The organism is Desulfovibrio piger, from assembly GCF_012843875.1.
GTDB lineage: Bacteria > Desulfobacterota > Desulfovibrionia > Desulfovibrionales > Desulfovibrionaceae > Desulfovibrio.
Genome location: NZ_JABAFY010000022.1, coordinates 17,099 through 40,115, shown reverse-complemented (window position 1 = coordinate 40,115; position 23,017 = coordinate 17,099). Strand labels below are relative to the sequence as shown.

Annotated in this window: 20 protein-coding genes and 1 tRNA gene; 11 read left to right on the top strand and 10 right to left on the bottom strand. The window is 64.4% G+C overall.

Features of this window, described 5'->3' with window-relative positions:
• Window positions 1–73: 73 nt before the first annotated feature.
• Together HF854_RS07165 and HF854_RS07160 are read right to left on the bottom strand one after the other, a co-directional pair.
• Entirely contained in the window at window positions 74–256 is a 183-nt protein-coding gene (locus HF854_RS07165; protein ID WP_168935679.1) for a hypothetical protein, read from the bottom strand.
• Between the two features lie 3 nt (window positions 257–259).
• The gene (locus tag HF854_RS07160; RefSeq protein WP_168935678.1) at window positions 260–520 is read right to left on the bottom strand and encodes a hypothetical protein; all 261 of its coding nucleotides are present in this window, start codon (window positions 518–520) and stop codon (window positions 260–262) included.
• 232 nt (window positions 521–752) lie between these two features.
• On the opposite strand from HF854_RS07160, the gene HF854_RS07155 reads away from it, so the two are divergent.
• The 3 genes from HF854_RS07155 to HF854_RS07145 all read left to right on the top strand — a co-directional run bounded on the left by HF854_RS07155 (window position 753) and on the right by HF854_RS07145 (window position 4,998).
• Window positions 753–2,036, top strand: a complete 1,284-nt coding sequence (locus HF854_RS07155; protein WP_168935677.1) for a bifunctional folylpolyglutamate synthase/dihydrofolate synthase — start codon at window positions 753–755, stop codon at window positions 2,034–2,036.
• On the top strand, window positions 2,033–3,433 hold the full coding sequence (gene selA, locus HF854_RS07150; protein ID WP_168935676.1) for an L-seryl-tRNA(Sec) selenium transferase: 1,401 nt from the start codon (window positions 2,033–2,035) through the stop codon (window positions 3,431–3,433). Before HF854_RS07155 ends, selA begins: the two co-directional genes overlap by 4 nt.
• A gap of 167 nt (window positions 3,434–3,600) precedes the next feature.
• Window positions 3,601–4,998, top strand: a complete 1,398-nt coding sequence (locus HF854_RS07145; protein ID WP_168935675.1) for an aminopeptidase — start codon at window positions 3,601–3,603, stop codon at window positions 4,996–4,998.
• A gap of 620 nt (window positions 4,999–5,618) precedes the next feature.
• Here the strand turns inward: HF854_RS07145 and HF854_RS07140 are convergent.
• Window positions 5,619–6,770, bottom strand: coding sequence for an MltA domain-containing protein (locus tag HF854_RS07140; RefSeq protein WP_168935674.1), 1,152 nt, complete (start codon window positions 6,768–6,770; stop codon window positions 5,619–5,621).
• On the opposite strand from HF854_RS07140, the gene HF854_RS07135 reads away from it, so the two are divergent.
• The 3 genes from HF854_RS07135 to HF854_RS07125 all read left to right on the top strand — a co-directional run bounded on the left by HF854_RS07135 (window position 6,765) and on the right by HF854_RS07125 (window position 9,627).
• Window positions 6,765–7,187: an acyl-CoA thioesterase gene (locus tag HF854_RS07135; RefSeq protein WP_168935673.1), complete on the top strand. Its 423-nt coding sequence runs from the start codon at window positions 6,765–6,767 to the stop codon at window positions 7,185–7,187. The two genes, HF854_RS07140 and HF854_RS07135, sit on opposite strands and share 6 nt — an antisense overlap.
• Window positions 7,188–7,240: 53 nt before the next feature.
• Complete coding sequence (locus HF854_RS07130; protein ID WP_168935672.1) at window positions 7,241–7,492, top strand: hypothetical protein; 252 nt, start codon at window positions 7,241–7,243, stop codon at window positions 7,490–7,492.
• A 71-nt stretch (window positions 7,493–7,563) separates the two neighbouring features.
• Window positions 7,564–9,627, top strand: coding sequence for an elongation factor G (locus HF854_RS07125; RefSeq protein ID WP_168935671.1), 2,064 nt, complete (start codon window positions 7,564–7,566; stop codon window positions 9,625–9,627).
• Window positions 9,628–10,103: 476 nt separating this feature from the next.
• Here HF854_RS07125 and HF854_RS07120 read toward each other — a convergent pair whose 3' ends face one another.
• From HF854_RS07120 to ftsH, 7 genes are all read right to left on the bottom strand, one after another.
• Complete coding sequence (locus HF854_RS07120) at window positions 10,104–11,636, bottom strand: DnaA ATPase domain-containing protein (protein WP_168935670.1); 1,533 nt, start codon at window positions 11,634–11,636, stop codon at window positions 10,104–10,106.
• A 345-nt stretch (window positions 11,637–11,981) separates the two neighbouring features.
• The gene (gene galU / locus HF854_RS07115) at window positions 11,982–12,854 is read right to left on the bottom strand and encodes a UTP--glucose-1-phosphate uridylyltransferase GalU (protein WP_168935669.1); all 873 of its coding nucleotides are present in this window, start codon (window positions 12,852–12,854) and stop codon (window positions 11,982–11,984) included.
• A 126-nt stretch (window positions 12,855–12,980) separates the two neighbouring features.
• A complete protein-coding gene (glmM, locus tag HF854_RS07110) occupies window positions 12,981–14,333 on the bottom strand; it encodes a phosphoglucosamine mutase (RefSeq protein WP_168935668.1) in 1,353 nt (450 codons plus the stop codon).
• Between the two features lie 32 nt (window positions 14,334–14,365).
• The gene (locus tag HF854_RS07105; protein ID WP_006006470.1) at window positions 14,366–15,295 is read right to left on the bottom strand and encodes a CdaR family protein; all 930 of its coding nucleotides are present in this window, start codon (window positions 15,293–15,295) and stop codon (window positions 14,366–14,368) included.
• Complete coding sequence (gene cdaA, locus HF854_RS07100; protein WP_168935667.1) at window positions 15,282–16,016, bottom strand: diadenylate cyclase CdaA; 735 nt, start codon at window positions 16,014–16,016, stop codon at window positions 15,282–15,284. The genes HF854_RS07105 and cdaA overlap by 14 nt, the downstream gene beginning before the upstream one ends.
• A 163-nt stretch (window positions 16,017–16,179) precedes the next feature.
• Complete coding sequence (folP, locus tag HF854_RS07095; RefSeq protein WP_168935666.1) at window positions 16,180–17,064, bottom strand: dihydropteroate synthase; 885 nt, start codon at window positions 17,062–17,064, stop codon at window positions 16,180–16,182.
• A 4-nt stretch (window positions 17,065–17,068) separates the two neighbouring features.
• A complete protein-coding gene (gene ftsH / locus HF854_RS07090; protein ID WP_437438860.1) occupies window positions 17,069–19,063 on the bottom strand; it encodes an ATP-dependent zinc metalloprotease FtsH in 1,995 nt (664 codons plus the stop codon).
• A 268-nt stretch (window positions 19,064–19,331) separates the two neighbouring features.
• Between ftsH and HF854_RS07085 the strand changes: the two genes are divergently transcribed.
• The 5 genes from HF854_RS07085 (at window position 19,332) to rnhB (ending at window position 23,002) form a co-directional block, all read left to right on the top strand.
• A tRNA-Sec gene (locus tag HF854_RS07085) sits at window positions 19,332–19,425 on the top strand.
• Window positions 19,426–19,737: 312 nt separating this feature from the next.
• Window positions 19,738–20,331, top strand: a complete 594-nt coding sequence (locus tag HF854_RS07080) for a 4'-phosphopantetheinyl transferase family protein (RefSeq protein WP_168935665.1) — start codon at window positions 19,738–19,740, stop codon at window positions 20,329–20,331.
• 111 nt (window positions 20,332–20,442) lie between these two features.
• Window positions 20,443–21,738 (top strand): tRNA (guanosine(37)-N1)-methyltransferase TrmD, encoded by a 1,296-nt coding sequence (trmD, locus tag HF854_RS07075; protein WP_168935664.1) that lies wholly within the window; start codon window positions 20,443–20,445, stop codon window positions 21,736–21,738.
• Window positions 21,739–21,799: 61 nt separating this feature from the next.
• Complete coding sequence (gene rplS / locus HF854_RS07070; RefSeq protein WP_006006452.1) at window positions 21,800–22,147, top strand: 50S ribosomal protein L19; 348 nt, start codon at window positions 21,800–21,802, stop codon at window positions 22,145–22,147.
• Between the two features lie 135 nt (window positions 22,148–22,282).
• The gene (gene rnhB, locus HF854_RS07065) at window positions 22,283–23,002 is read left to right on the top strand and encodes a ribonuclease HII (RefSeq protein WP_418731014.1); all 720 of its coding nucleotides are present in this window, start codon (window positions 22,283–22,285) and stop codon (window positions 23,000–23,002) included.
• Window positions 23,003–23,017: the final 15 nt, after the last annotated feature.

Here is a 23,017-nt window from a genome sequence, read left to right as displayed (position 1 = left end):
CACGAAAATCTGTTTGTTTCATGGGACGAGATTACCACACCTTTTAAAATCAAAAAACATGCCGGACATCCTCTTAGATCGATGACTTCTCCAGCCGGTACAGGGTCAGGCCGTGCGGCAGGGGCGTCTCTTCACTGACGGTATAGCCCAGCCACAGCAGTGGCCGCAGATCCGCGGCATCCCGTGCCGGGAACAGCAGTTCGCGCCGGGCCTCGGGCAGCAGGCTTTCCATCTGCAACAGCAGCATGGTCTCCACATACTATCCCTGCCATTGCGGATGCACCAGCAGCTGGGCCAAATGCTGTCCGCCGTCCACTTCTCGCCCGCCTACGGCACCCACCATGGTGTCGTCTTCCATCAGGGCCCGCAACACCACGCCGTGAGCAAAAAAATCCTCCAGCGAATCTCCGGCCGTCTCGGGCAAAGGCTGCCCTTCCGGCAGCAGACGCGCCCGCACCATTTCCTGCAACTGTACAAGAGCAGCCAGATCTTCCCGGCCGGCCTTTTCAAGACGGATCATGCATAGCCTCCTTTTCGGAATCCAGCCTAGCAAGGGAATGGGACTGCCGCAAGCAGCCCTGTCTGCAACAGGCATCACTATGCTGCCCGATGACCCGGCCACCAATTGCAGTCAGTACGCCGCAGCAGCCACAGGCATAAAATATTTTTTTCGTACGGCCATCCTGCGATGGAACGTTTTTCCCCTTGGCGCAAGCGCTGACAAGGACAGGGAATTGTGGCATGGTCGCGGTATGAAGACTGCAAAGCATTTCACGACCATCGACCAGATCTGGGAACACCTGGACGGTCTTGGTTTCTTCCACATGGACCTGAGCCTGACGCGCATGGAGACCGCCCTCTCCCGCCTGGGCCTTTCCCGCCCGCCCTTTGTGGTGGCCCAGATCGTGGGCACCAACGGCAAGGGCTCCACGTCCGCCTTTCTGGACAGCCTGTCCCGCGCCCACGGCTGCCGCACCGGGCTCTATACCTCGCCGCACTTCCTTTCCCCCTGCGAGCGCATCCGCATCGACGGCGTCCCTCTGCAAGAAGACCTGTGGCCCGGGCTGGCCACGGAAGTCTACGCGGCGCGACCGGACCTGACCTATTTCGAATTCCTGACCGTGCTGGCCATACTGGCCTTTGCCCGTCAGGGCGTGCAGCTGGCCGTCATGGAGGCCGGGCTGGGCGGCGCCCATGACGCCACCACGGCCCTGGCCAGCGACCTGACCTGCTTCGCGCCCGTGGCCATGGATCATGCCGCCATCCTGGGCCCCACCCTGCGAGACATCGCCCTGGACAAGTGCGGCGCCATCCGCCCCCGCGTGCCGGTGGTCAGCGCGCCCCAGTTCCCGGCTGCCGAAGAGGTGCTGCGCCGCCAGACCGAACAGCTGGACGCGCCCCTGCACATCGTCGATCCCCTGCCGGGCAACATGCCGCTGGGGCTGGCCGGGCCGCACCAGCGCATCAACGCCGCCGTGGCCCTGCACGCCTGGCAGGCTTTGGCCCCGCGCCTGCATGTGACGCCGCGCCCTGATGCCGTGGCACGGGGACTGGCCCGGGCCTTCGTACCCGGCCGTCTGCAGTCCGTGCCCGCCACGGACCAGCATCCGCCCCTGCTGCTGGACGGCGCCCACAATGCCCACGGCATGGCCGCCCTGCTGGCCCATGTGCGCCAGTCCGGCCTGCGCCCGCGTGCGGCCATCTATTCCTGCCTGGGCGACAAGGACTGGCACCCGGCCCTGATGCTGCTCAAGCGGGCCCTGGGTGACGCGCCGCTCTTCATCCCGGCCCTGCACAACGAGCGCGCCGCCGACGCCGCCCAGGTGGTGGCCGCCGCCAACGCTGCGGCCCCGGCCCATGCCACCCTGCTGCCCGACGTGCGCAACGCCCTGGATGCCGTGCGCGACCTGCCCGGCGACGACAGGGCTCCGGTCATCATCAGCGGGTCCCTGTACATGCTGGCGGAATTTTACGGCCTCTACCCCCACCTGCTGGAACAGCCCGCCTCCGCCCAGGGCGCCAAGGAGGACGCATGAACCACCTTTTCCGTGCCCTGCCGTCCATGGACGCCAGTCTGGATGCCCTGCTGACGGCGGACAAGGCCCTGCACGATCTGCCCCGCCCCCTGCTGCGCGAGGCCGTCACGGATTTCTGGAACAGCCGCCGCGACGACATCCGCGCCGGTCGCGTACAGGATGCCGCCGAACTGGCCCTGGAGGCCTGTCTGCCCGAGCTGCTGGCCTTCGTCCGCCGCAAGACGGCGCCGCGCCTGCGTAATGTCATCAACGGCACCGGCGTGGTCATCCATACCAACATGGGACGTTCCGTGCTGGCCCGGAGTGCCCAGGAGGCCGTGCGCCGGGTCATCTCCGGCTACTGCAACCTGGAGCTCGACCTGCACAGCGGCGGACGCGGCAGCCGCTACGTCATCATCGACGAGCTGCTCCAGCGCCTGACCGGCGCCGAGGCCGCCATGGTGGTCAACAACAACGCCGCCGCCGTCCTGCTGGTGCTGGATACCTTCTGCAAGGGCGGCGAGGTCATCGTCTCGCGCGGGGAACTGGTGGAGATCGGCGGCAGCTTCCGCATCCCGGAAGTGATGGAAAAAAGCGGCGCCCGCCTGCGCGAAGTGGGCGCCACCAACCGCTGCCACCTGCACGACTACGCCGCGGCCATCAACGAAGACACCCGTGCCCTCATGCGCGTGCATACATCCAACTACCGCATCGTGGGCTTCCATTCCGCCGTGCCCCTGCCCGATCTGGCGGCCCTGGCCCGGGAACACGGCCTGCCCGTCATCGAGGATCTGGGCAGCGGTTCCTTCATGGACTTTTCTTCCGTGAGCCTGCCCAACGAACCTACGGTGCCCGAAGTGGTGGCCGGAGGCGCCGACGTGGTGACCTTCTCCGGCGACAAGGTGCTGGGGGGCCCGCAATGCGGCCTCATCGTGGGCAGCCGGGAGCGCATCGAGGCCCTGAAAAAGAATCCCCTCACCCGCGCCCTGCGCTGCGACAAGCTGACCATGGCCGCGCTGGAAGCCACCCTGCGCCTTTATTGCGAGCCCGAACGCGCCCGCCGCGAGATCCCGACCCTGCGCGACATCTGCCGGGACCCCAAAGACCTGGCCCGTGCCGCCCGCTCGCTGGCCGCCCGGCTGAGCCGCGCCCTGGGCCCCGCCTGCCGCGTCAGCCTGCGCCCGGATGTTTCCCGCGTGGGCGGCGGCGCCTTCCCGGAACGCGACCTGCCCACCACCCTGGTCTGCCTGGAGCCCGCCGCCATGAGCGCCACGGCCCTCAAGCAGGCCCTGCTGGATACCACGCCGCCGGTGCTGGGCCGTCTGGAAGAAAGGAGCTTCTGCCTCGACCCGCGCACGCTCCTGCCCGAAGACCTGCCGCGCCTGACGGCCCTGCTCAAACAGCTGCTGGCCGGCTAAAACATATTTCCGCCCGCACCCCGCTCCACAGCGCCATGCGGGCCATGCTTCCCGGCCATGCACCGGCCGGAGCATCACGCCCTGCCGCGGCTGCCGGACCTCCGGCCAGCCGGGCACCGGCTCCATGAAAAGGCAGCCGCAGTACCGCTGCCTAAAGGATACTGGATATGAAAAAAGCAGAAACGCCTTCCCTCACCTACAGTCCCCGCAATGCCTGGGACGTGTACACCACCGCCACCCAGAAGCGCCAGTTGGACGCTCTGGTCAAGCGGTACATGGATTTCCTCAGCAATTGCAAGACCGAGCGCGAGACCGTGGCTTATGTGCAGAAACGCCTGCAGGAAGCCGGGTTCAGCGAGGACTTCAAAAAGAACACCGTGTTCCGCAACCTGCGCGGCAAGGCCATCTTTGCCGCCCGCAAGGGCAAGATCCCGCTGCAGAAGGGCGTGCACCTCATCGCCGCCCATGCCGACAGCCCCCGTCTGGACTTCAAGCAGCGTCCGCTGGTCGAGCAGCCCGGTGTGGCCCAGGCCAAGACCCACTATTACGGCGGCATCCGCAAGTACCAGTGGCTGGCCCGTCCTCTGGCCCTGCACGGCGTGGTGGTGCTGGAAAACGGCAAGAGCATCAGCGTGGCCATCGGTGAAAAAGCCGGAGAGCCCGTCTTCACCATCGCCGACCTGCTGCCCCATCTGGCCCGCAAGCAAAACAGCCAGACCCTGGCCGAAGTCTTTGACGGTGAAAAGCTGAACATCATCCTCGGCCACAGCCCGGCCCCCACCGCCGCCAAGAACAAGGACATCAAGGAGCCCATCAAGCAGCACATGCTGGAGCTGCTCAACGCCAAGTACGGCATCCGCGAGGAAGACCTCGTCACCGCCGAACTCCAGGTCGTGCCCGCGGGCCCCGCCACCTATGTGGGCTTCGACAAGGGGCTGGTGGGCGGCTACGGCCAGGATGACCGCATCTGCGTCTTCACCGCCCTGGAGGCCCTGCTCAACGCCAAGAACACCAACCGCCTCTGCCCCAACATGGCCGTCATGTTCTGGGACAAGGAAGAGATCGGTTCCGACGGTGCCACCGGCGCGGCCTCCCGCTTCCTGCAGTACTGCTTCGAAGACCTGGCACGCGCCTGGGCCCCGGGCATCCCTGTCTCGCAGGTGCTGCTCAACACCCGCGCCCTGTCCGCCGACGTGGACGCCGCCTTCGACCCCGACTTCCCCGAAGTGCACGAAAAGCAGAACGCCGCCCAGCTGGGCCACGGCCCCGTCTGCTCCAAATACTCCGGCTCCGGCGGCAAATACGGTGCCAGCGACGCCGATGCCGAGTTTTACGGCTATGTGCGCGGCCTGTTCAACGCCCGCAACATTCCCTGGCAGCCCGCCGAACTGGGCAAGGTGGACGTGGGCGGCGGCGGTACCGTGGCCCTCTTCCTGGCCGCCTACGGCATGCAGGTCATCGACTGCGGCCCGGCCCTCCTCTCCATGCACAGCCCCTTCGAGCTGGCCAGCTGCGTGGACATCCTTGCCACGGTCGAAGCCTATAAAGCCTTCCTCGAAGGTTAGTCCGCCGCTGCTGAAGCGGCATCATTGAGAGGGGGCGGGGACGTTTTTTGTAAAAACTGTCCCCGCCCCCTCTCAAACTCTCCCCCACCCCTGAAAAAACGTCCCTTTGGTCGGCATGAAAAGTCTCCGTCGCTGTCTGGCGGGGAGGGACTTCCAGCCCCTGACCGGAGAAAAGACAATCTGTCATACTGCCATGTCTGTTGCCTGATCGAAGGGATTCTTGCGGCATGCCCGGCGGAAAGTAACACGCCGTCGTACATCGCCATATCCGGCAGTACGCTTTTTCTTGCATCTCGCACGCCTGCCTCGCGGCGTAGCAAAACTATCCGCCCTGTATTTTCTGTTTTCCGCCACCGGACACCCACTGACTAACGCCGCAAAAAACGAAAAGCGGACATCCTGAGGATGTCCGCTTTTCCATTGCCCGCCGGTCAGCGACAGAAAGTTTCCAGAAAGATCATATGAGCGGTTTTGGGGGAGGAGTGGGGAGCTCGATTTTTCCCGTCGGGAGCGACCGAAGGCGGCCCGCAGGGCCGTGCCCGTTGCGACGGAGGAAGCTACGGGCATCGACAGCAACGCAAAGGGGTTCCCCTCCCCTCGAACCAGCCTTTCCCCGCTCCCTACCGTGCCACCAGCACCCAGGCGGGGCCGGGGGCATCCAGATGGCTGGCCACGTAATTGGCGCGTTCGGAACCGCCGCAGAACAGGTCGATGCGCCGCTGCTTGATGGCACCGCCCACGTCCTGGGCAAAGCCGATGCCGCGCAGAGGCAGACTGCCGTATTTCTCATCCGGCACGTTGACGCCAAAGGCCACCACGGCCCCCAGCGGGATATAGCTGCGGTCCACGGCCAGGGAGAGCCACTCGTCCACCACATGGCCCATGGCGCCGGTGGGACCGCGGCTGCCGTAGCGGAAAAAGACGTAGCTGGGGTTCTCGTTGAGGATCTCGCGCACGCGCTGGGGATTGTCCTTGAACCACTGACGCTGCTCGAAGATGTCGCCGCGCTTGAGCAGGCCCTTCTCGCGCATGATGCGGCCCGAGCTCTTGTATTTGTGGCCGTTCTGGCCCGCATAGTTGATGAAGGCCTCGGTACCGTCATCGAAGACCAGACGGCCGGAGCCCTGGATCTCTAGGAAGAAGACGTCCACGGGGTCAGCGGCCCAGGCCAGTTCCAGCCCACGCCCGGCCAGCAGCTGCTGCTCTTCGATCTGGCGGCGGGTATAGTAACGCCCCTTGTGGCGGCGCTTGTACTGCTTCATGTCCGGCGGCAGGGCGTAGATGGCCTGCTCGTAGCCGGGCTTGCGGGTACGGCTGGCCTTGACGCGGGGCTCATAGTAACCGGAATAGGCGATGCCGGAGGGGACCTCCACCCACTGGAAGTTCTGGAGGAAGAGCTGCGGTTCGGCATCCAGACGGGGCAGCAGCTCCTGCAGGCGCAGCAGGGTGCGTTCCATGTCGCCCCAGGTCAGGCGCAGGCCGGGACGGTCGATGGCCACGGCCCCGGCGGGCTTGCTCTTGACATAGCGCAGGGATTTCCGCACCGTAGGCGCCATCTCGCGCCACGACTGCAGGTCCTGGTTCCGGGGCGCAAGATGCTCCGTGAAGAATTCGGGCGATTCAAAGCCCACGGCGGGCCCTTTGGGGATCAGGTATTCCTCGTGCGTCTGCCGCGACCCGCAGCCGGACAGCGCCAGGGCGGCCAGCAGCACGGCGCACAGCGCCAGACGCGGGAGCCCCTTCCCCACACGCAAAGGAGTTTTCTGATGCATGACGATTTTCCTTCCCCGGCCATCTGGTTCACCCACCGGATCTCCTACGGTGAAACAGATACCATGGGCGTTCTGTATTATGCGGAGTATCTCCACATCTTCGAGAGGGCGCGCAGCGAATTCATCCGCGCCTGCGGCATGAGCTACCGTGATGTGGAGGAAAAGGACATCATCCTGCCCGTCCGCGAGGCCCAGTGCCGTTACCGTTCCCCGGCCCGCTATGACGATCTGGTGCAGGTCCACACGGCCATCAGCGAATGGGGCCGCGCGTCCATGCGCTTTGTATACGAGATGTGGAACGAGGACAAGACGCGCCTGCTGGCCACGGGCAGCACCCAGCACGCCCTGGTGAACCGTCAGGGACGTCCTGTGGCCGTGCCGGACTGGCTGCGCGATCTTCTGGGCAACCTGAAATAGCGGCGGCCTGACAGCCGAACACGAAAAAAGCCGGGGACATCCCGGCTTTTTTTATGGCATTGGAAAAATTTTTCACAACATTTTTTATTATTTTCTGCCGTGTGCCCATCCGCACGCCACGGCAGGGACGCGGAGGACTCGTACCGGGCACGGATTTTCAGGCTCCCGGGGAGGTGCCTGTCCCCATTCTTGCACAAGCAGCCATCTATTTTGTCTTTCCGGGCGCAGATGTCAAGTTGAGCAAAAAAGTTGGGGCACTTCCCTTTTTGGCCATGTCGGGCTATGGTTTTATTACTACCGTGTGAAAGGTCGCACGTTGCCCTCGTAAATCCGGCGGCCCCGGGCTCGCCATATCGCTTACTAAGGGAGTTTTAGCATGTCCAACCCCGTGGATACCCAACGTACTTACGCACTTGTAGGCACCGGCGGCTGCGGCAAAACGTCGCTGGCCGAGATGCTCCTCTTCAATAGCGGCGCTCTGACCCGCATGGGCGCCATCGAAGACGGTACCACCTGCCTCGACTATGAACCGGAAGAAGTACGTCGTCGCGGCTCCATCCAGCCTGCGGTGGCTACCTGCCTCTGGAACAAGAATCGCCACTTCATGCTGGATATCCCGGGTGACGGAAACTTTACCGGCGACATGGAATGCCTGCTCAAGGGCGTGGACGGCGTCGTCTTCGTGCTGGACGCCGTGGATGGCGTGCGCCCCCTGACCAAAAAATTCTGGAACCTCACCCGCGCCGAAAACCTGCCCGCCATCTTCGTCATCAACAAGATGGATCGCGACCGCGCCGACTTCCAGATGGCCTTCGACGGCCTGTCCACCCTGGGTGTCAAGGCTGTGGCGCTGCAGGTGCCCATCCGTGAAGGCGAGGCCTTTACCGGCTATGTGGACGTGCTGACCGGCAAGGCCTACACCTTTGGCGCTGACGGCGCTGTCAGCGAATGCGATGTGCCCGCCGATGTGGCCGACGACGTGAGCCTGCTCCACGACCTGACCGTGGAAAACATCGCCGAAAGCGATGAAGAGCTCATGGAAAAATACCTGGAAGAAGGCAGCCTGTCTCTGGAAGACCTGCAGGTCGGTCTGCGCAAGGGTACCGTGGCCGGTGAGCTCTGCCCCGTGCTGGTCTGCTCTTCCCTGGAAAACAAGGGGGGCGTGGCCGTGCTGGAAGCCATCCAGGCCCTGCTGCCCGCCGCTTCCGAGCGCCCCGCCTTCGTGGACGCCCTGGGCCAGGAACGCAAGCCCGACCCCGACGCCCCCGTGGCCGGTTTCGTCTTCAAGACCCTGGCCGACCCCTTCTCCGGCCAGCTTTCGCTGGTGCGCATCCTCTCCGGCACCATCAATGGCGATGCCACCCTCAAGAACATGCGCAGCGGTGAAAACGAACGCCTGGGCAGCCTGCTCTTCCTGACCGGCAAGACCCAGACCCCCTGCAAGGAACCCGTGGGCCCCGGCGCCATCGTGGCCGTGGCCAAACTGAAGAACACCCGCACCGGCGACAGCCTGTGTGACGAAAAGCAGCCCTTTGCCCTGCCCATGCCCAAGCTGCCGCCGCAGCTCATCACCTACGCGCTGGCTCCCAAGGAAAAGGGCGATGAAGACAAGGTCTACTCCGCCATCCAGCGTCTGCTGGACGAAGACGTCACCCTGCGTCTGGCCCGCGACGAAGAAAACGGCGACATCCTGCTTTCCGGTATGGGCCAGCTGCACATCGAACTTTCGGTGGAAAAGGCAAAACGCCGCTTCAAGGTGGACATCATCCTCAAGACGCCCAAGGTGCCCTATCGTGAGACCGTGCGCGGCAAGGTGCAGGTGCAGGGCCGTCACAAGAAGCAGTCCGGCGGCCGCGGCCAGTTCGGTGACTGCTGGATCGAGATGGAAGGCCTGCCCCGCGGTTCCGGCTATGTCTTCGAAGACGCCATCGTGGGCGGCGTGATCCCCCGCCAGTACATCCCCGCCATCGACAAGGGCATCCAGGAAGCGGCCGCCCGCGGTTTCCTGGCCGGTTGTCAGGTGGTGGACTTCCGCGTCAAGGTCTACGACGGCAGCTACCACACCGTGGACTCATCGGAAATGGCCTTCAAGGTGGCCGGCTCCCTGGCCTTCAAGAAAGCCATGGAAAGCCTCAAGCCCGTGCTGCTGGAACCCATCGTGCTGCTGACCGTCTCCGTGCCTGACGAATGCATGGGCGACGTCATCGGCGACCTTTCCTCGCGTCGCGGCAAGGTGCTGGGCTCCGACTCCGCCGCCGGTGTCACCGAGATCAAGGCCCACGTGCCCATGAGCGAAGTGCTGCGCTACGCTCCCGACCTGCGCTCCATGACGGCCGGTCAGGGCTTCTTCACCATGGAATTCGCCCACTATGAAGAAGCTCCCCAGCCTGTGGCCGACAAGGTCATCGCTGAACACCAGAAGGCCGTGGCCGGCGAATAAGCCCCAGCCTCTCTCCTGCTGATCAAGGGCCACCTGCTCCGTGCGGGTGGCCCTTTTTGTTTACGGACGACCTTCCACAGGTCCCTGCAGCGCACCGAGGAATGCAACAAAGGGGAAATATTCCCCGGAGTGGACGGAAGAGGAATGCAACAAAGGGACATCGCCCCAGAACGGAGGACGCAGCCACAGCGCTGTCTGAGCAGCAGAAATACGAAAAGAGCCACGCCATCCAGGCAGGATTCCTGCCCGTTCCAGAGCCGAAAACATCGTGACACAGCCCCGGGAGCGATGACCGCACCGTGTCCGGCAAAGCGCCCTCGGCATCCCCCCTGCCCTTCCCCGTATCAGGTGAGCCAGAGCCGCAGCAGCAATGGGCAGGGATAGGGCCTGACGGCACCGGCTGCCCCTTCCCGCAGGCAACAAAAAAGGGAGGACCTCCGCGGATGTCCTCCCTTCGCAAAAATCAGGCGTATCGTTTACAGGGAAAGCAGGCTGGGGGCCGCATGACGGGCCGCAGGGACCTTGCCTGCCAGGCTCATCTCGGGCCGGATGCCCGCATTGCGTTCGATGAGCTCCACAGCACGGGAGATCTGGCGGCCGACCCTGGACTCATTGGCGATCTCGCGTTCCAGGGACGTGATGCCCTTGATGACCGTGGAGTGACGGCGGTTGAAGCGCTCGCCGATCTCCTTGAGGGACATGTCCGTATGCTTGCGGGCCAGATAATAGATGGTATTGCGGGCCAGCACGTACTGCTGTTTGTGCGAACGGGATGCCAGCTGGCGTTCGTTGAGGCCGTAGCTCTCGCAGACCAGGCGCACGATGGAGGCGAAGTCCGGGCCACAGTCCACGGTGGCGTACTGCTGCAGCACTTCCAGCGCCAGCTCGGGATTGAGCCCGCAATTGAGCATGCGCGCCTTGAACACCAGACTTTTGAGGCAGGATTCCAGCTGGCGCACGTCGCCCTGCAGGCGCCCGGCCAGCAGATCACAGACCTCGTCAGGCAGCAGCACCTGAAAGCTCTTGGCTTTGCGTTCCAGGATATGGCGGCACATTTCCGTATCGGGCCGCTCCAGAGGCGACACGATGCCGGAGCAGAAATGGGAGACCAGCTGGCTGTCCAGTTTTTCCAGCTCGCGCGGAGAAAAGCTGCTGGTGAAGATGGCGCGGCCGCCGCGATCCTGCAGGCTCTTGATGACGGTCAGGACCATGTCCTGCATCTTTTCCTTGCCCTGGAGGAAATGCACGTCTTCCAGCAGGAGCACGTCCAGATCGCGCAGACGGGCGCGAAAGCTCTCCACATCGTTGCTGCGCAGGGCAGCCACATAGCGCGACGCCAGATCCTCGGCGGAAAGGTAGGCCAGACGGGCCTGACCGCCCTGCTCCTGCACGGCACGGCCCACGGACTGCATGATGTGGGTCTTGCCCAGGCCGGAGGCCGAGCTGACGAACAGCGTCTCCACACAGCCGCCGTCATGGCAGATGTCCTTGGCCGCAGCTACGGCCATGGCGTTGCAGGGGCCGACCACGAAATCGTCGAAACTGAAGCGCCAGCGCTGACGGGTACGGGGGCGCAACGTGGGGGCAGGCAGAGGCAGGGAACACTGGCTGGGCTGCCAGAGGGGCTGGGACGGACGGGAAGGCGCCGTATGGAGAGGCGTTGCGGGCGCCTCATGCACGGGCTGCGCCACGGGCGCGGCGAGAGGAGCCGCAGCAACGGCGGCAGGGGCAGCGGGCGCGGCAGGAGCGGGAGCAGCACCCTGACAGGAGATACGGATATCGATGTTCTCCGGCGCCACCTGCAACACGGGCGCGGCAGCGGAGCGCAACGTATCCTGCATGCGGTCACGCAGCCAGCGGGCCACATATTCGCTGGGTGCGGCAAGGCACAGGCTGTTCCCCTCGATATGGGCATCCAGGGGATGGATCCACACCTTGAAGATACCGGGATTGAGGACACCCCTCAAATTTTCAGAGATCTTCTGCCACTGCTCTTGCATGCCTGTCATTGCCCGCCCATGAAAAATGCCGGTACGCGGGTCATGGTCAGCCATGCCCGCTCAAAAATGTCTCGCCCCGTTGGTGCTGTTGCGATGTCGCCGTCCGTCTTTCGGCGAAGCGCCCGCAAGGATGTAGTTTTTTCGCGTTGTTCTGTCAACATATGGCGAACGGGAAGACCAGGCCTTTCGCGCCTGCTGCCGCCATGCGGGCATCCCTGCCCTCTATCCTCTGTGGACGCTTGTGAGATTCTGCCTTTTTTTTCCCCATACTGCAAGCCGGAAGAGCCGCCATGAAAAAGAAAGGTCGTTGCCACCGGAATGACAACGACCTTGGGATCTTGCAGATATCGATGTTTACTTGAACTGCACGAAGTTCTTGAGCAGCCCCAGCAGTTCGTAACGCAGGGATTCATCCTGCAGGGCGAAGTAGATGTTGGCGCTCAGGAACTCGGCCCAGTCACCGGCATCGAAACGCATGCCGGCCATACGCACGGCCATCATGCCGCGGTCCTTGGCCATGGCCTGCAGGGCGTCGGTGAGCTGGATCTCGCCGCCGTGGCCCGGTTTGACCTTTTCCAGATAGTCGAAGATGTCCGGGGTCAGCACATAGCGCCCCACGATGGCCATGCGGGAAGGCGCGTCCTCGCGCTTGGGCTTTTCCACCATGTCCCGCACGCGGTACACGCCGGGGGCCACTTCCTCGCCGTCGATGATGCCGTAACGGCTCACCTTTTCCCACGGCACTTCCATGACGCCGATGACGGGCATCTTTTCGGCCATGGCCACTTCGATGAGCTGGCCGATGCCGGGCACGCCGCTGAACATCAGGTCGTCGCCCACCATGACGGCAAAGGGCTCGTCGCCCACCAGTTCACGCGCGCACAGCACGGCATGGCCCAGGCCCAGCTGGCGCTTCTGGCGCACGGAAAGGATGTTGACCATCTCCGCCACGCGGCGCACTTCTTCCAGCTTGTCCAGCTTGCCGGAACGCTCCAGCAGGTCCTCGAGCTGAAGGTTATGGTCGAAATGATCTTCGATGACGTTCTTGTCGCGGTTGGTGACGAAGATCACGTCCTTGATATGGGCACGCTGGGCCTCTTCCACAACGTACTGGATGACAGGCTTGTTGTAGATGGGCAACATTTCCTTGGGAATATTCTTGGTTGCGGGCAAGGAACGGGTCCCCCAGCCGGCCACAGGGATAACAACCTTACGAATATCCTTCATGTTCTCCTCCATCATGGCACACCCGTCACGGGCCGTACCTGGGACATGGTTCTTGACGAAAGTATGTCGCGGGTCTGCCGCGGCAGCTCCCGGAACGAATCAGCTCCTCCGGGGAGAGGACAAAAACTAGCGAAGTTCGCGGCTCACCACATCGGCCAGATCGCGCGCGTAGCGGACGACCTTGTCTTCATCTTCGGCCTCGACCATGACGCGGCACAGGGCCTCGGTACCGGAGTAACGCAGCAGCACGCGGCCACGACCGGCCAGGGCCTTTTCCACATCGGCCACGGCCTTGCCGATGGCGGGGCGCTCCTCGAAGGGCAGCTTTTTTTCCACCCGCACGTTGATGAGCTTCTGGGGGAAGAGGTGCAGCAGGCCCGCCAGCTCGGACAGGGGTTTTTCCTTCTCGCGCACGATGCGCAGCAGCTGCAGGGCCGCCAGCAGACCGTCACCGGTGGTGCTGTACTGGCGGTAGATGAGGTGCCCGGACTGCTCGCCGCCCAGCATGGCGCCGGTCTTGCGCATGGCTTCCATGACGTAACGGTCGCCCACCTTGGTGCGCAGCAGCGTACCGGCGCGTTCCTTCATGAAGATCTCAAGCGCCAGGTTGCTCATGGCCGTGGCCACCAGCATGTTGCCGGGCAGTTCGCCCCGCTCCATCATGGCCTGGGCCCCCAGGGCCATGAGCTGGTCGCCGTCCAGGACATTGCCCTTTTCATCCACCACGATGAGGCGGTCGGCGTCGCCGTCCAGGGCCAGGCCCACGTCCGCGCGCACTTCGCGCACCTTGGCGGCCAGGGTCTCGGGATGCAGGGAACCGCAGTGGTCGTTGATATTGGTCCCGTTGGGGCTGGTCCCCAGGCGGAAGACTTCCGCCCCCAGTTCTTCCAGGGCCAGTGGGGCCACCTTGTAGGCCGCACCGTTGGCGCAGTCGATGACGATGCGCAGGCCGGACAGGGTCAGATGGGCCGGGAAACAGCTCTTGGTGTACACGATGTAGCGGCCGCCGGCGTCTTCGATCTTGCTGGCGCGGCCGACCCGGTTGGAATCGGGATAGGGCCAGCGCATGTCGGGATCGAGCACCATGGCCGAGATCTCGTTCTCCACCTCGTCAGGCAGTTTGAAGCCGTCGGCGTCGAAGAATTTGATGCCGTTGTCCGAATAGGGGTTGTGCGAGGCGGAGATGACCACGCCCAGATCCGCCCGCATGTTGCGGGTAAGGAAAGAGATGGCGGGCGTGGGCAGCGGGCCGGTCATGATAACGTGCATGCCGGCGGCGCACAGGCCCGCCGTGAGGGCGGACTCGAACATGTAGCCGGACAGGCGGGTATCCTTGCCGATGACCACGCGGTGCTGGTGCGAGCCTTTGCGGAAGCGCACCCCGGCGGCCAGGCCCAGACGCAGGGCCACATCCACGGTCATGGGATAGATATTGACAGGGCCACGCAGGCCATCAGTGCCGAAAAGACGTTCTGCCATGTGTTCTCCTTGCCGGTGCCATGCGCCGGAGGCTACTTCTTACGGGTAATGGTAACGCTGTCGAATGAGGGATTCAAGATGGTCATGCCTTCCGGCAGCTGGATGCGCGGCTCTGCCGTGCCCTTCTGCCCCGGCTCCAGCGCCGGCGGGACGACCATCACTTCCAGTCGTTTGAGATAGGACGAATTGCGGGCCAGGGCCTCGGGCACCTCCACCATGACTTCCACATGGGAGGGCTCCACCGTGAACTGCGAGGCGTTCTGGGCCTCCACCGAGATCTTGCAACGGCGGGAGACCACGGTACGGCCGCTGGTGATGGTGTACTGCACCTTCACCGAGGCGGGGTTGGAGGTGACCAGGCTGGGGGTATCCAGCAGCAGGGTCTGCTCCACCGTGGTGCCGGCGGCCTTGGGATCCAGCCGGATGCCCAGAGGCAGGTTGTTGATGGACGAGATGACGCCTTCCGGCCCGCGCAGGGTGACGGATGCCGGGGACACGGTCACGTTCTCCACGGTCAGGGCCCCGCTGCGCAGGGGGGATTCCAGCACGGCCCGGATGGGCACGCTGCGCTCGGCCAGGGTATCGGCCGTGATGACGATGCGGGGCGGCTGTACGTCCACCAGCTCGAAGGCCCGCAGACTGGGGCCCATGTTGTCCGAGGTCAGGGGGACGATGGTCGTGCCCTTTTTGATATTGGAAAGATTGATGGCTTCCGTCAGGCTGCGCGACGAGATGGAGCGCAACAGGATCTCCGGCCCGCGCAGGCGCACCTGCACCTTGCTGACAAGGCCGTCCGTCACCACCAGCCCGGAGGGGATGCCGTTGTATTCGATGCCCACTTCCAGCTGGACTTCCAGACGGTCGCGCACGCTGACCACATACCACATGCCCACGGCCACGGCAAAGGCCACGAGCAGGGAAAGGAGATGGGGGGCCTTGCGGCTGTTCTTAGAGAATATCATTGAGCACCTGCCTCAAGCGTGTGGCATCGAGACTGCGGACGAGCTCGCCCTTCATGGCCACGGAGATCTCGCCGCGTTCTTCCGAGACCACGACCACCACGGCATCACATTCCTGCGTCATGCCCAGGGCGGCGCGGTGGCGCGTGCCGAACGACTGCCCCTTGGCCTCGGCCAGGGGGAGGATGCAGGCGGCCGCCGTGATGCGCCCCTTGCTGATGAGCACGGCACCGTCATGCAGCGGCGCCTTGGGATAAAAGATGTTCATGAGCAGCTGGCGTGACAGCAGGGCATCCACCCGCACGCCTTCGCGTTTGATCATGTCGTCCAGCCGGGTGCCCCGCTCGATGACGATGAGGGCCCCCACACGCAGGCGGGCCATCTCCACACAGGCCATGACCACTTCTTCCACGGCCGAATGCTGCAGCGCACGCTTGCGGAAAAGGTTGTTGGTCCCTATCTCGCCCAGTGCCTGCCGGATGTCGCTCTGGAAAATGACCACGATGAGCAGGAACAGGGAGCTGAAGACATGCTGCAGCAACCAGGTCAGGGTATACAGCGCCATGCTGCGCGAGATGAAATACAGCAGGGTCAGCAGCCCAAGACCGGTCAGCACCGTCAGGGCACGCGATCCCCGCAACAGCTGGATGACCTGGTAGAGCAGGAATGCTACCAGCAGGATGTCCAGCGCGTCACGCCATTCAAAAACCACATGTTCCAGCACGGTCCCTATCCTTAGGCATCAGAAAAATCCCCTTCCACGCCATGGGATGGCGTCCCCCCTTGCCGTCTGCCGCATCACGGATGCCGGGCAGCCGGCGCGCAGTATAAAAACAAGCGCACGCCGGCGCAACAGACAAATATCCCCCGTGCGGCCGGGCCGGGCATCAGTCCCCGCAGGCCCCGGCGGGATCACGGAAGGCCGCGGCCAGCGTGAGCGTCTGGCGCGTGGCGGCCACATCGTGCACACGATGCCAGAACAGGCCCTTTTCCCAGAGCATGGCCGTAGCCACCTGGGTGGCGCAGCCCCGTTCCTGGGTGGTGAGGCCCAGCAGCTGCCCGAACATGGACTTCATGGACAGGCCCATGAGCACGGGCCGTCCGAAGGCGAGCCAGTCCTCCGCATGGGCCAGCAGCTCCAGATTATGGCGCAGTGTCTTGCCGAAACCGATGCCGGGATCCAGCACGATGTGCTCTTCCGGCAGACCGGCGGCGGTCAAACGGTGCAGCTCGCGCTCGAAAAAGGCCATGACCTCGGAACGCACGTCCGTATAGCGGGGATCCTTCTGCATGACGTCCGGTCTGCCCTGGCTGTGCATGAGCACATAACCGGGCTTGTACTGGACGAGCACGTCCAGCAGGCCGGGATCGAAGGCGCAGGCCGAAATGTCGTTGATGATCTGCACGCCCTCTTCAAGCACGGCAGCCGCCGTGGCCGCATGATAGGTGTCCACGGAGAGCATGACGCCGGGGATCTCCCGCCGCAGTTCGCGCAGTACGGGCATGAGACGCAGCAGCTCCTGCTCCGGCGTCAGGGCCTGTGCGCCGGGCCGGGAAGATTCCGCCCCCAGATCGAGGATGTCGGCCCCTTCCGCATGCAGGCGCATGGCGTGGGCCAGCCCCAGATCCGCGGAATCGTGCGTGCCGCCGTCATAGAAGGAGTCCGGCGTCAGGTTGACGATGCCCATAACCCCAAAGGGGGCAGAGGTCGTCACCGCCCCGCCCCCAAGACACAGCCAGGAGCCGCCCCGGCGGGACGGCTCCTCAGACATATGGTTATTGCTTGCGCTGTTCGTTTTCATCGTTGTCCTGCGTTCTGTTGCCCGTATCGACATCGCCCTGCTCCGCCTTTTCGGGAGCGGGTTCAGCAGCCTTGTCCGCCTCGGGCGCCGCGGCGTCCGTGTCGGCCGGATCCGGCTCCAGCACGAAATCCCCGGCAGGAGCGGCCTTCACCGGCTTGCCGTTGGCGTCCAGCGGCAGCAGGGGCTTGTTCTCCATGAGCAGGTCCAGCTCTTCGCCGCTGATGGTCTCACGTTCCAGCAGCGCCTGCGCGATGCGGTCCAGGGCCGCACGGTTGTCTTGCAGCAGCTTGACGCAGCGGGCGTGAGCCTCTTCCACGATGCGCTTGACTTCGGCGTCCACCAGGCGGGCGGTCTCTTCGCTGTAGTTCTTGTTCTGCACCCATTCGCGGCCGATGAAGACTTCCTCACCGGTCTCACCGATGGACAGGGTGCCGATGGCATCGCTCATGCCCCACTCACAGACCATCTTGCGGGCCATGCGGGTCACGCGTTCGATGTCGTTGGAAGCGCCGGTGGTGATGTCGTCAAAGACGATCTCTTCCGCCACACGGCCGCCCAGCAGCACCACCAGGTTGTTGCGCAGGTAATTGCGCGAGTAGCCGTGGCGGTCTTCCTCGGGCAGCTGCATGGTCAGGCCCAGGGCGCGACCGCGGGGGATGATGGTGACCTTGTGCACGGGATCGGAACCGGGCAGCAGGCGGGCCGCCAGGGCATGGCCGCCTTCGTGGTAGGCCGTGATGCGCTTTTCCTCATCGGAAAGGATCAGGCTGCGGCGTTCGCGGCCCATGAGCACCTTGTCCTTGGCGTATTCGAAGTCGTGCATGTCCACTTTGGTGGCATTGAGCTTGGCGGCCTGCAGGGCGGCTTCGTTGACCAGGTTCTCCAGATCGGCGCCGGAGAAGCCCGGCGTACCGCGAGCCAGGGTATCCAGATCCACATCGGGATCCAGAGGCGTACGCTTGGTGTGGACCTCGAGGATACGGCGGCGGCCGCGCAGGTCAGGCGTGGGCACCACCACCTGACGGTCGAAACGGCCGGGACGCAGCAGGGCCGGGTCCAGAACGTCGGGACGGTTGGTGGCGGCCAGCAGGATGACGCCCTCGTTGCTCTCGAAGCCGTCCATTTCCACCAGCAGCTGGTTCAGGGTCTGTTCGCGTTCGTCATGGCCACCGCCCAGACCGGCGCCACGCTTGCGGCCCACGGCGTCGATCTCGTCGATGAAGATGAGGCAGGGGGCGTTCTTCTTGCCCTGCACGAACAGGTCGCGCACACGGGAGGCACCCACGCCCACGAACATCTCCACGAAGTCCGAACCGGAGATGGAGAAGAAGGGCACGCCGGCCTCACCGGCCACGGCACGGGCCAGCAGGGTCTTACCGGTACCTGGAGGGCCCACCAGCAGCACGCCCTTGGGGATGCGGCCGCCCAGACGGGTGAACTTTTTGGGGTTGGACAGGAATTCCACCACTTCGGACAGTTCGTCCTTGGCTTCATCCACACCGGCCACGTCCTCAAAGGTCACACGGGCCGAGTCCTGGTTGAGCAGGCGCGCGCGGGAACGGCCAAAGCTCATGGCCTTGCCGCCGCCACCCTGCATCTGGCGCATGAAGAAGATCCAGACACCGATGAGCAGCAGCATGGGGAACCACGACACCAGCAGGGTCATGTACCAAGGCTGTTCTTCCGGCGGCTGGGCCTTGACTTCCACCTTCTTGTCCAGCAGGCGGGACACCAGCTCATTGTCACGCGGGGCATAGGTCTGGACGGAGGCACCGTCCGGTCCGCGCCCGATGAGGGTGTTGCCCTGGATCTCCACAGAGCTGATCTGCCCGCCGTCCACACGGCCGATGAAATCCGTGTAGGACACCTTCTGGGCCGAGCTTTGCGGCTGCTGGAACATATTGAAAAGCATGACCATCGCAAGGACTATGGCAGCCCAGAGCATCAGGTTGCGACTAAACTGATTCAATTCGGCCTCCACTACAGAGCGGTAAAGCGTTGTGCTGATGGCGCACCGGTCTGCGCCAAGCAGTCAAGGTACTCTGACCGGCGGCAGGGTGTCAATCGACACCGGTCAGGGATCAGGAACAAGATAAGTCTCTTTTCCCGCCTGGCAATGGGCAGTGCCGGAGAGACGGGAAAATCGCTCTTCCCGCACCATGTTCCGGCCCCAGCGCCTTGCCGCAGGGCGGACTTGCTTTCCCCCGGGCTTTGTGTCATATATATGGCTGTTGTGTGGAGGCGTGTCGTCACCGGTGTGGCGCCCGGTCTTCAAAACCGGTGGCAGGCTTAACCGTCTGCGGTAGGTTCGACTCCTATACGCCTCCGCCATCCCGTCAACAGTCCGTCCGCAAGCCTTGTGCCTGCGGACTTTTTTTGTATCAGCCCCGTTTCGGAGCGCCGGGGCAGGCAGCCGCAAGGGTGTCCCTGCCTGTAGCAGACGGCGCGTCGGGATACCGTCAGCGCATTGCCTTTTGCCTGTCTGACGGGCATCATCACAGCATGTCCCGGCTCACATCTTCCTCTCCCTTGCCGCCCATGCTGCTGGCGGCCTGCCCTTTGCCGTCCTTCTCCGGTCAGTCTCCTGCCATCTCACTGCCGGAGTTGCCGGAGGGCCTGCCGGCGACGGAAGACCGGGCCCATATGGCGGCTTTCCGCCTTCCGGCAGAACGTGAAAAACGCCATCTGGCACGGCTGCTGCTGGCGGTGCTGCTGCATCGCGCCGCTGTTGACGGTCTGTCCGCCCTCCCCTCTTTGAGCTGGCATCCCCTGCCGTTGCTGTTCCACCGCATGCGGGAGGCCCGGCTCTTCTTCACCCGCCATGCCTGTCCCCGTCTGCATCGCCTGCCTTCAGGCCGTCCGTGGCTGGAAGGCTTTTCCGTCAGCTTCAGCTACAGCGAACAGGCGGTCTTCTGCCTGCTGGCCGGGCCCGGCACCAGCCCCGGCGTGGATGCCGAGGCCCTGACGAGCCCGGCGCCGCCCGCATCGGCCTTCTCGCCCCAAGAGCTTTCCTCCCGTCTTTCTCCATCAGCCCGGCAGCGTGACTGCCTGCGCCGCTGGACCATCAAGGAAGCCGTCTTCAAGGCCGCCGGTACGGGCTGCGACCGACCGCCGCGCCTGCTGGACAGCGGCCGCAGCGGCTGGCGCACAGGCGACCTCAGGCTGGATGCCGCCCGTTACCGCTGGCAGATGCTGCCCTGTCCCGGCCACTGGCTCTGCGTGGCGGTGCGGGGGTAAGGCTTCCATTTTTTCCGCGCACCAGGTCGCCCCGGCCATTTTGTGTCCCCTCGCAGCTGCCATATACAAACATTACTTGCCTTATGCCCGCTTTTGGGTCACTGTGCGCCCATGCTTCGCTTTCATCTGGTCAGCCTTTTCCCGGAGTTTTTCCGCTCGCCCCTTGAGACGGCACTGCTGGGCCGCGCCCGCGAGGCCGGCATCGTGGACTTTTCTTTCCACGATCCCCGCAGCTTCAGCACCAGCCGTCACCATCATGTGGACGACCGCCCCTACGGCGGCGGTCCCGGCATGGTCATGCAGGGCGAACCGGTGGCCGCGGCGCTGCGCTCCATCGAGAAGCCGGGACGCATGATCCTGCTGGCTCCCAGCGGGCGTCCCCTCAATGATGCGCTGGCCCGCGAACTGGCCCGGGAAGAAGACCTGACCCTGATCTGCGGCCGTTACGAAGGACTGGATGCCCGCCTGCTGGACATCTTCCCTCTGGAGCCCGTGAGCGTGGGCGAAGCCGTGCTCAATGGCGGCGAGACGGCGGCCCTGGCCGTCATCGAGTCCGTGGCGCGGCTGGTGCCCGGCTTCATGGGCAAGGAGGAGTCCGGGGACGACGAAAGTTTTTCCAACGGCCTGCTGGAGTACCCCCATTACACGCGGCCCGAAGTCCTGGAAGGCCGCGAAGTGCCGGAGGTACTGCGGGGCGGGGACCACGGTGCCGTAGCGCGCTGGCGGCGGCAGCAGTCGCTGGCCACCACGCTGCGGGTACGGCCCGACCTGCTGGACAGCGCGCCCCTGGTGGCGGAAGATGCCCGCCATCTGGCCACGCTGCCCCGGACAAGGGCCGGAAGGAACCTTTCTTTCTGCCTCGTGCACTATCCCGTGCTGCTGGGCCGGAAAAATTCCGGCGTTTCCTCTTTGACAAATTTGGATATTCACGATATAGCCCGGATTTCCCGCAGCTATGCGATGGGACCGTTCTATGCCGTGACCCCGCTGGAGGACCAGCAGCGTCTGCTACAGGCCATAGTCCGGCACTGGACGCAAGGCGCGGGAAGCAGGGGCAACCCGGACCGGGCCCAGGCGCTCGCCACGGTTTGTCCTGCCGAATCCGTGGATGCCGCTGTGGAACATCTCACGGAGCGCACGGGCATGCGGCCCAGAGTGGTGGCAAGTTCCGCCTCCTGGCCCGCTCACAAGCACGCGCCCCCGCCGCTTTGTCCGGCGGATGTGTGCCGCATGTGCGAAGAAGGTCCTGTGCTGCTGTTGCTGGGTACGGCCCAGGGGCTGGCCCCTGAGGTGCTCGCCCGGTGTGACGGGGGGCTCAGACCCATACGGTATCTGGGCTACAACCACCTTTCGGTGCGGAGCGCGGCCGCTATCCTGGCCGACAGAATTTTGGGCGATTACAAGTAAGCGCCACAGTTTTTCTTCACGACGACAGCCGTCCCAAGGCTGCGTATTTAAGGAGTAGGGCATGGATATCATTAAGAAAATTGAACGTGAAAACATGCGTATGGATATGCCCGTGTTTCGCTCCGGCGACACGGTGAAAGTGCATCTGCGCATTGTGGAAGGCGAAAAAGAGCGTATTCAGGTGTTCCAGGGCAACGTGATCCGCATCCAGCGCGGCACCACCGACGCCACCTTCACCGTGCGCAAGATCTCTGACGGCGTGGGCGTGGAACGCATCTTCCCCCTGCACTCCCCCTTCATCGACCATGTGGAAGTGGTGAGCCAGGGCCGCGTGCGTCGCAGCCGTCTGTACTACCTGCGCGCCCTCAAGGGCAAAGCCGCTCGCATCAAGCCCCGCGGCCGCTTCTGATTCGCAGCCCAGCGGAATGTCCATGGCGGCCTGAGGGTCCTGTGAACATGCCCGGGCAGAATACGAACGGAATGAACCTCACCCTGCCTTGCGCGGGGTGAGGTCTTTGGCGTTTTAGCAACCGAGTGAAACACGATGCCCCCTCGCCGCAAAAGATCCTCCGCCGCACCGGCCCCGGAACAGGGCCTGCTCTGCGCCCTGCCCTCCCGTCCCCTGCTCATGGCGGGCATCGATGAGGCGGGCCGCGGCTGCCTGGCCGGTCCCGTCGTGGCGGCGGCCGTCATCCTGCCGGAAGAATACGACCTGCCGGGCCTCACGGATTCCAAGGCCCTGAGCGCTGCCCAGCGGGAACATCTGGCCCCCCTGATCCGCCAGTGCGCCCTGGCCTGGGGGCTGGGCGTGATCTGGCCCGCCACCATCGACCGCATCAACATCCTGCAGGCCACCTTCGAAGCCATGAGCCGCGCCGTGGCCGGCCTCAAGCGCAGGCCCGACCTTTTGCTGGTGGACGGCAACAAGACCGTGCCCGAGCCCGTCCTGCTGCCGCACTGGCGCAAGCGTCATGCCGACGCCCCCGACCTGCCCCGCCAGAATGCCGTGGTGGGCGGGGACAGCTCCGTGCCCGCCATCTCCGCTGCCTCCGTCCTGGCCAAGACCTACCGGGACATGCTCATGGAGCATCTGGAGCGCCGCCATCCCGGCTATGGTTTCGCCCGACACAAGGGCTACGGCACGGCCGACCATTACGAGGCCCTGCACCGTCTTGGCCCCTGCCGCCAGCACCGGCTGACGTTTCGCGGCGTGCTGCCCGACAGGGACGAAGGCCCCGGTACCCGGCAGGGGAGCCTGCTGTGAGTTTTCTTTCCCGCC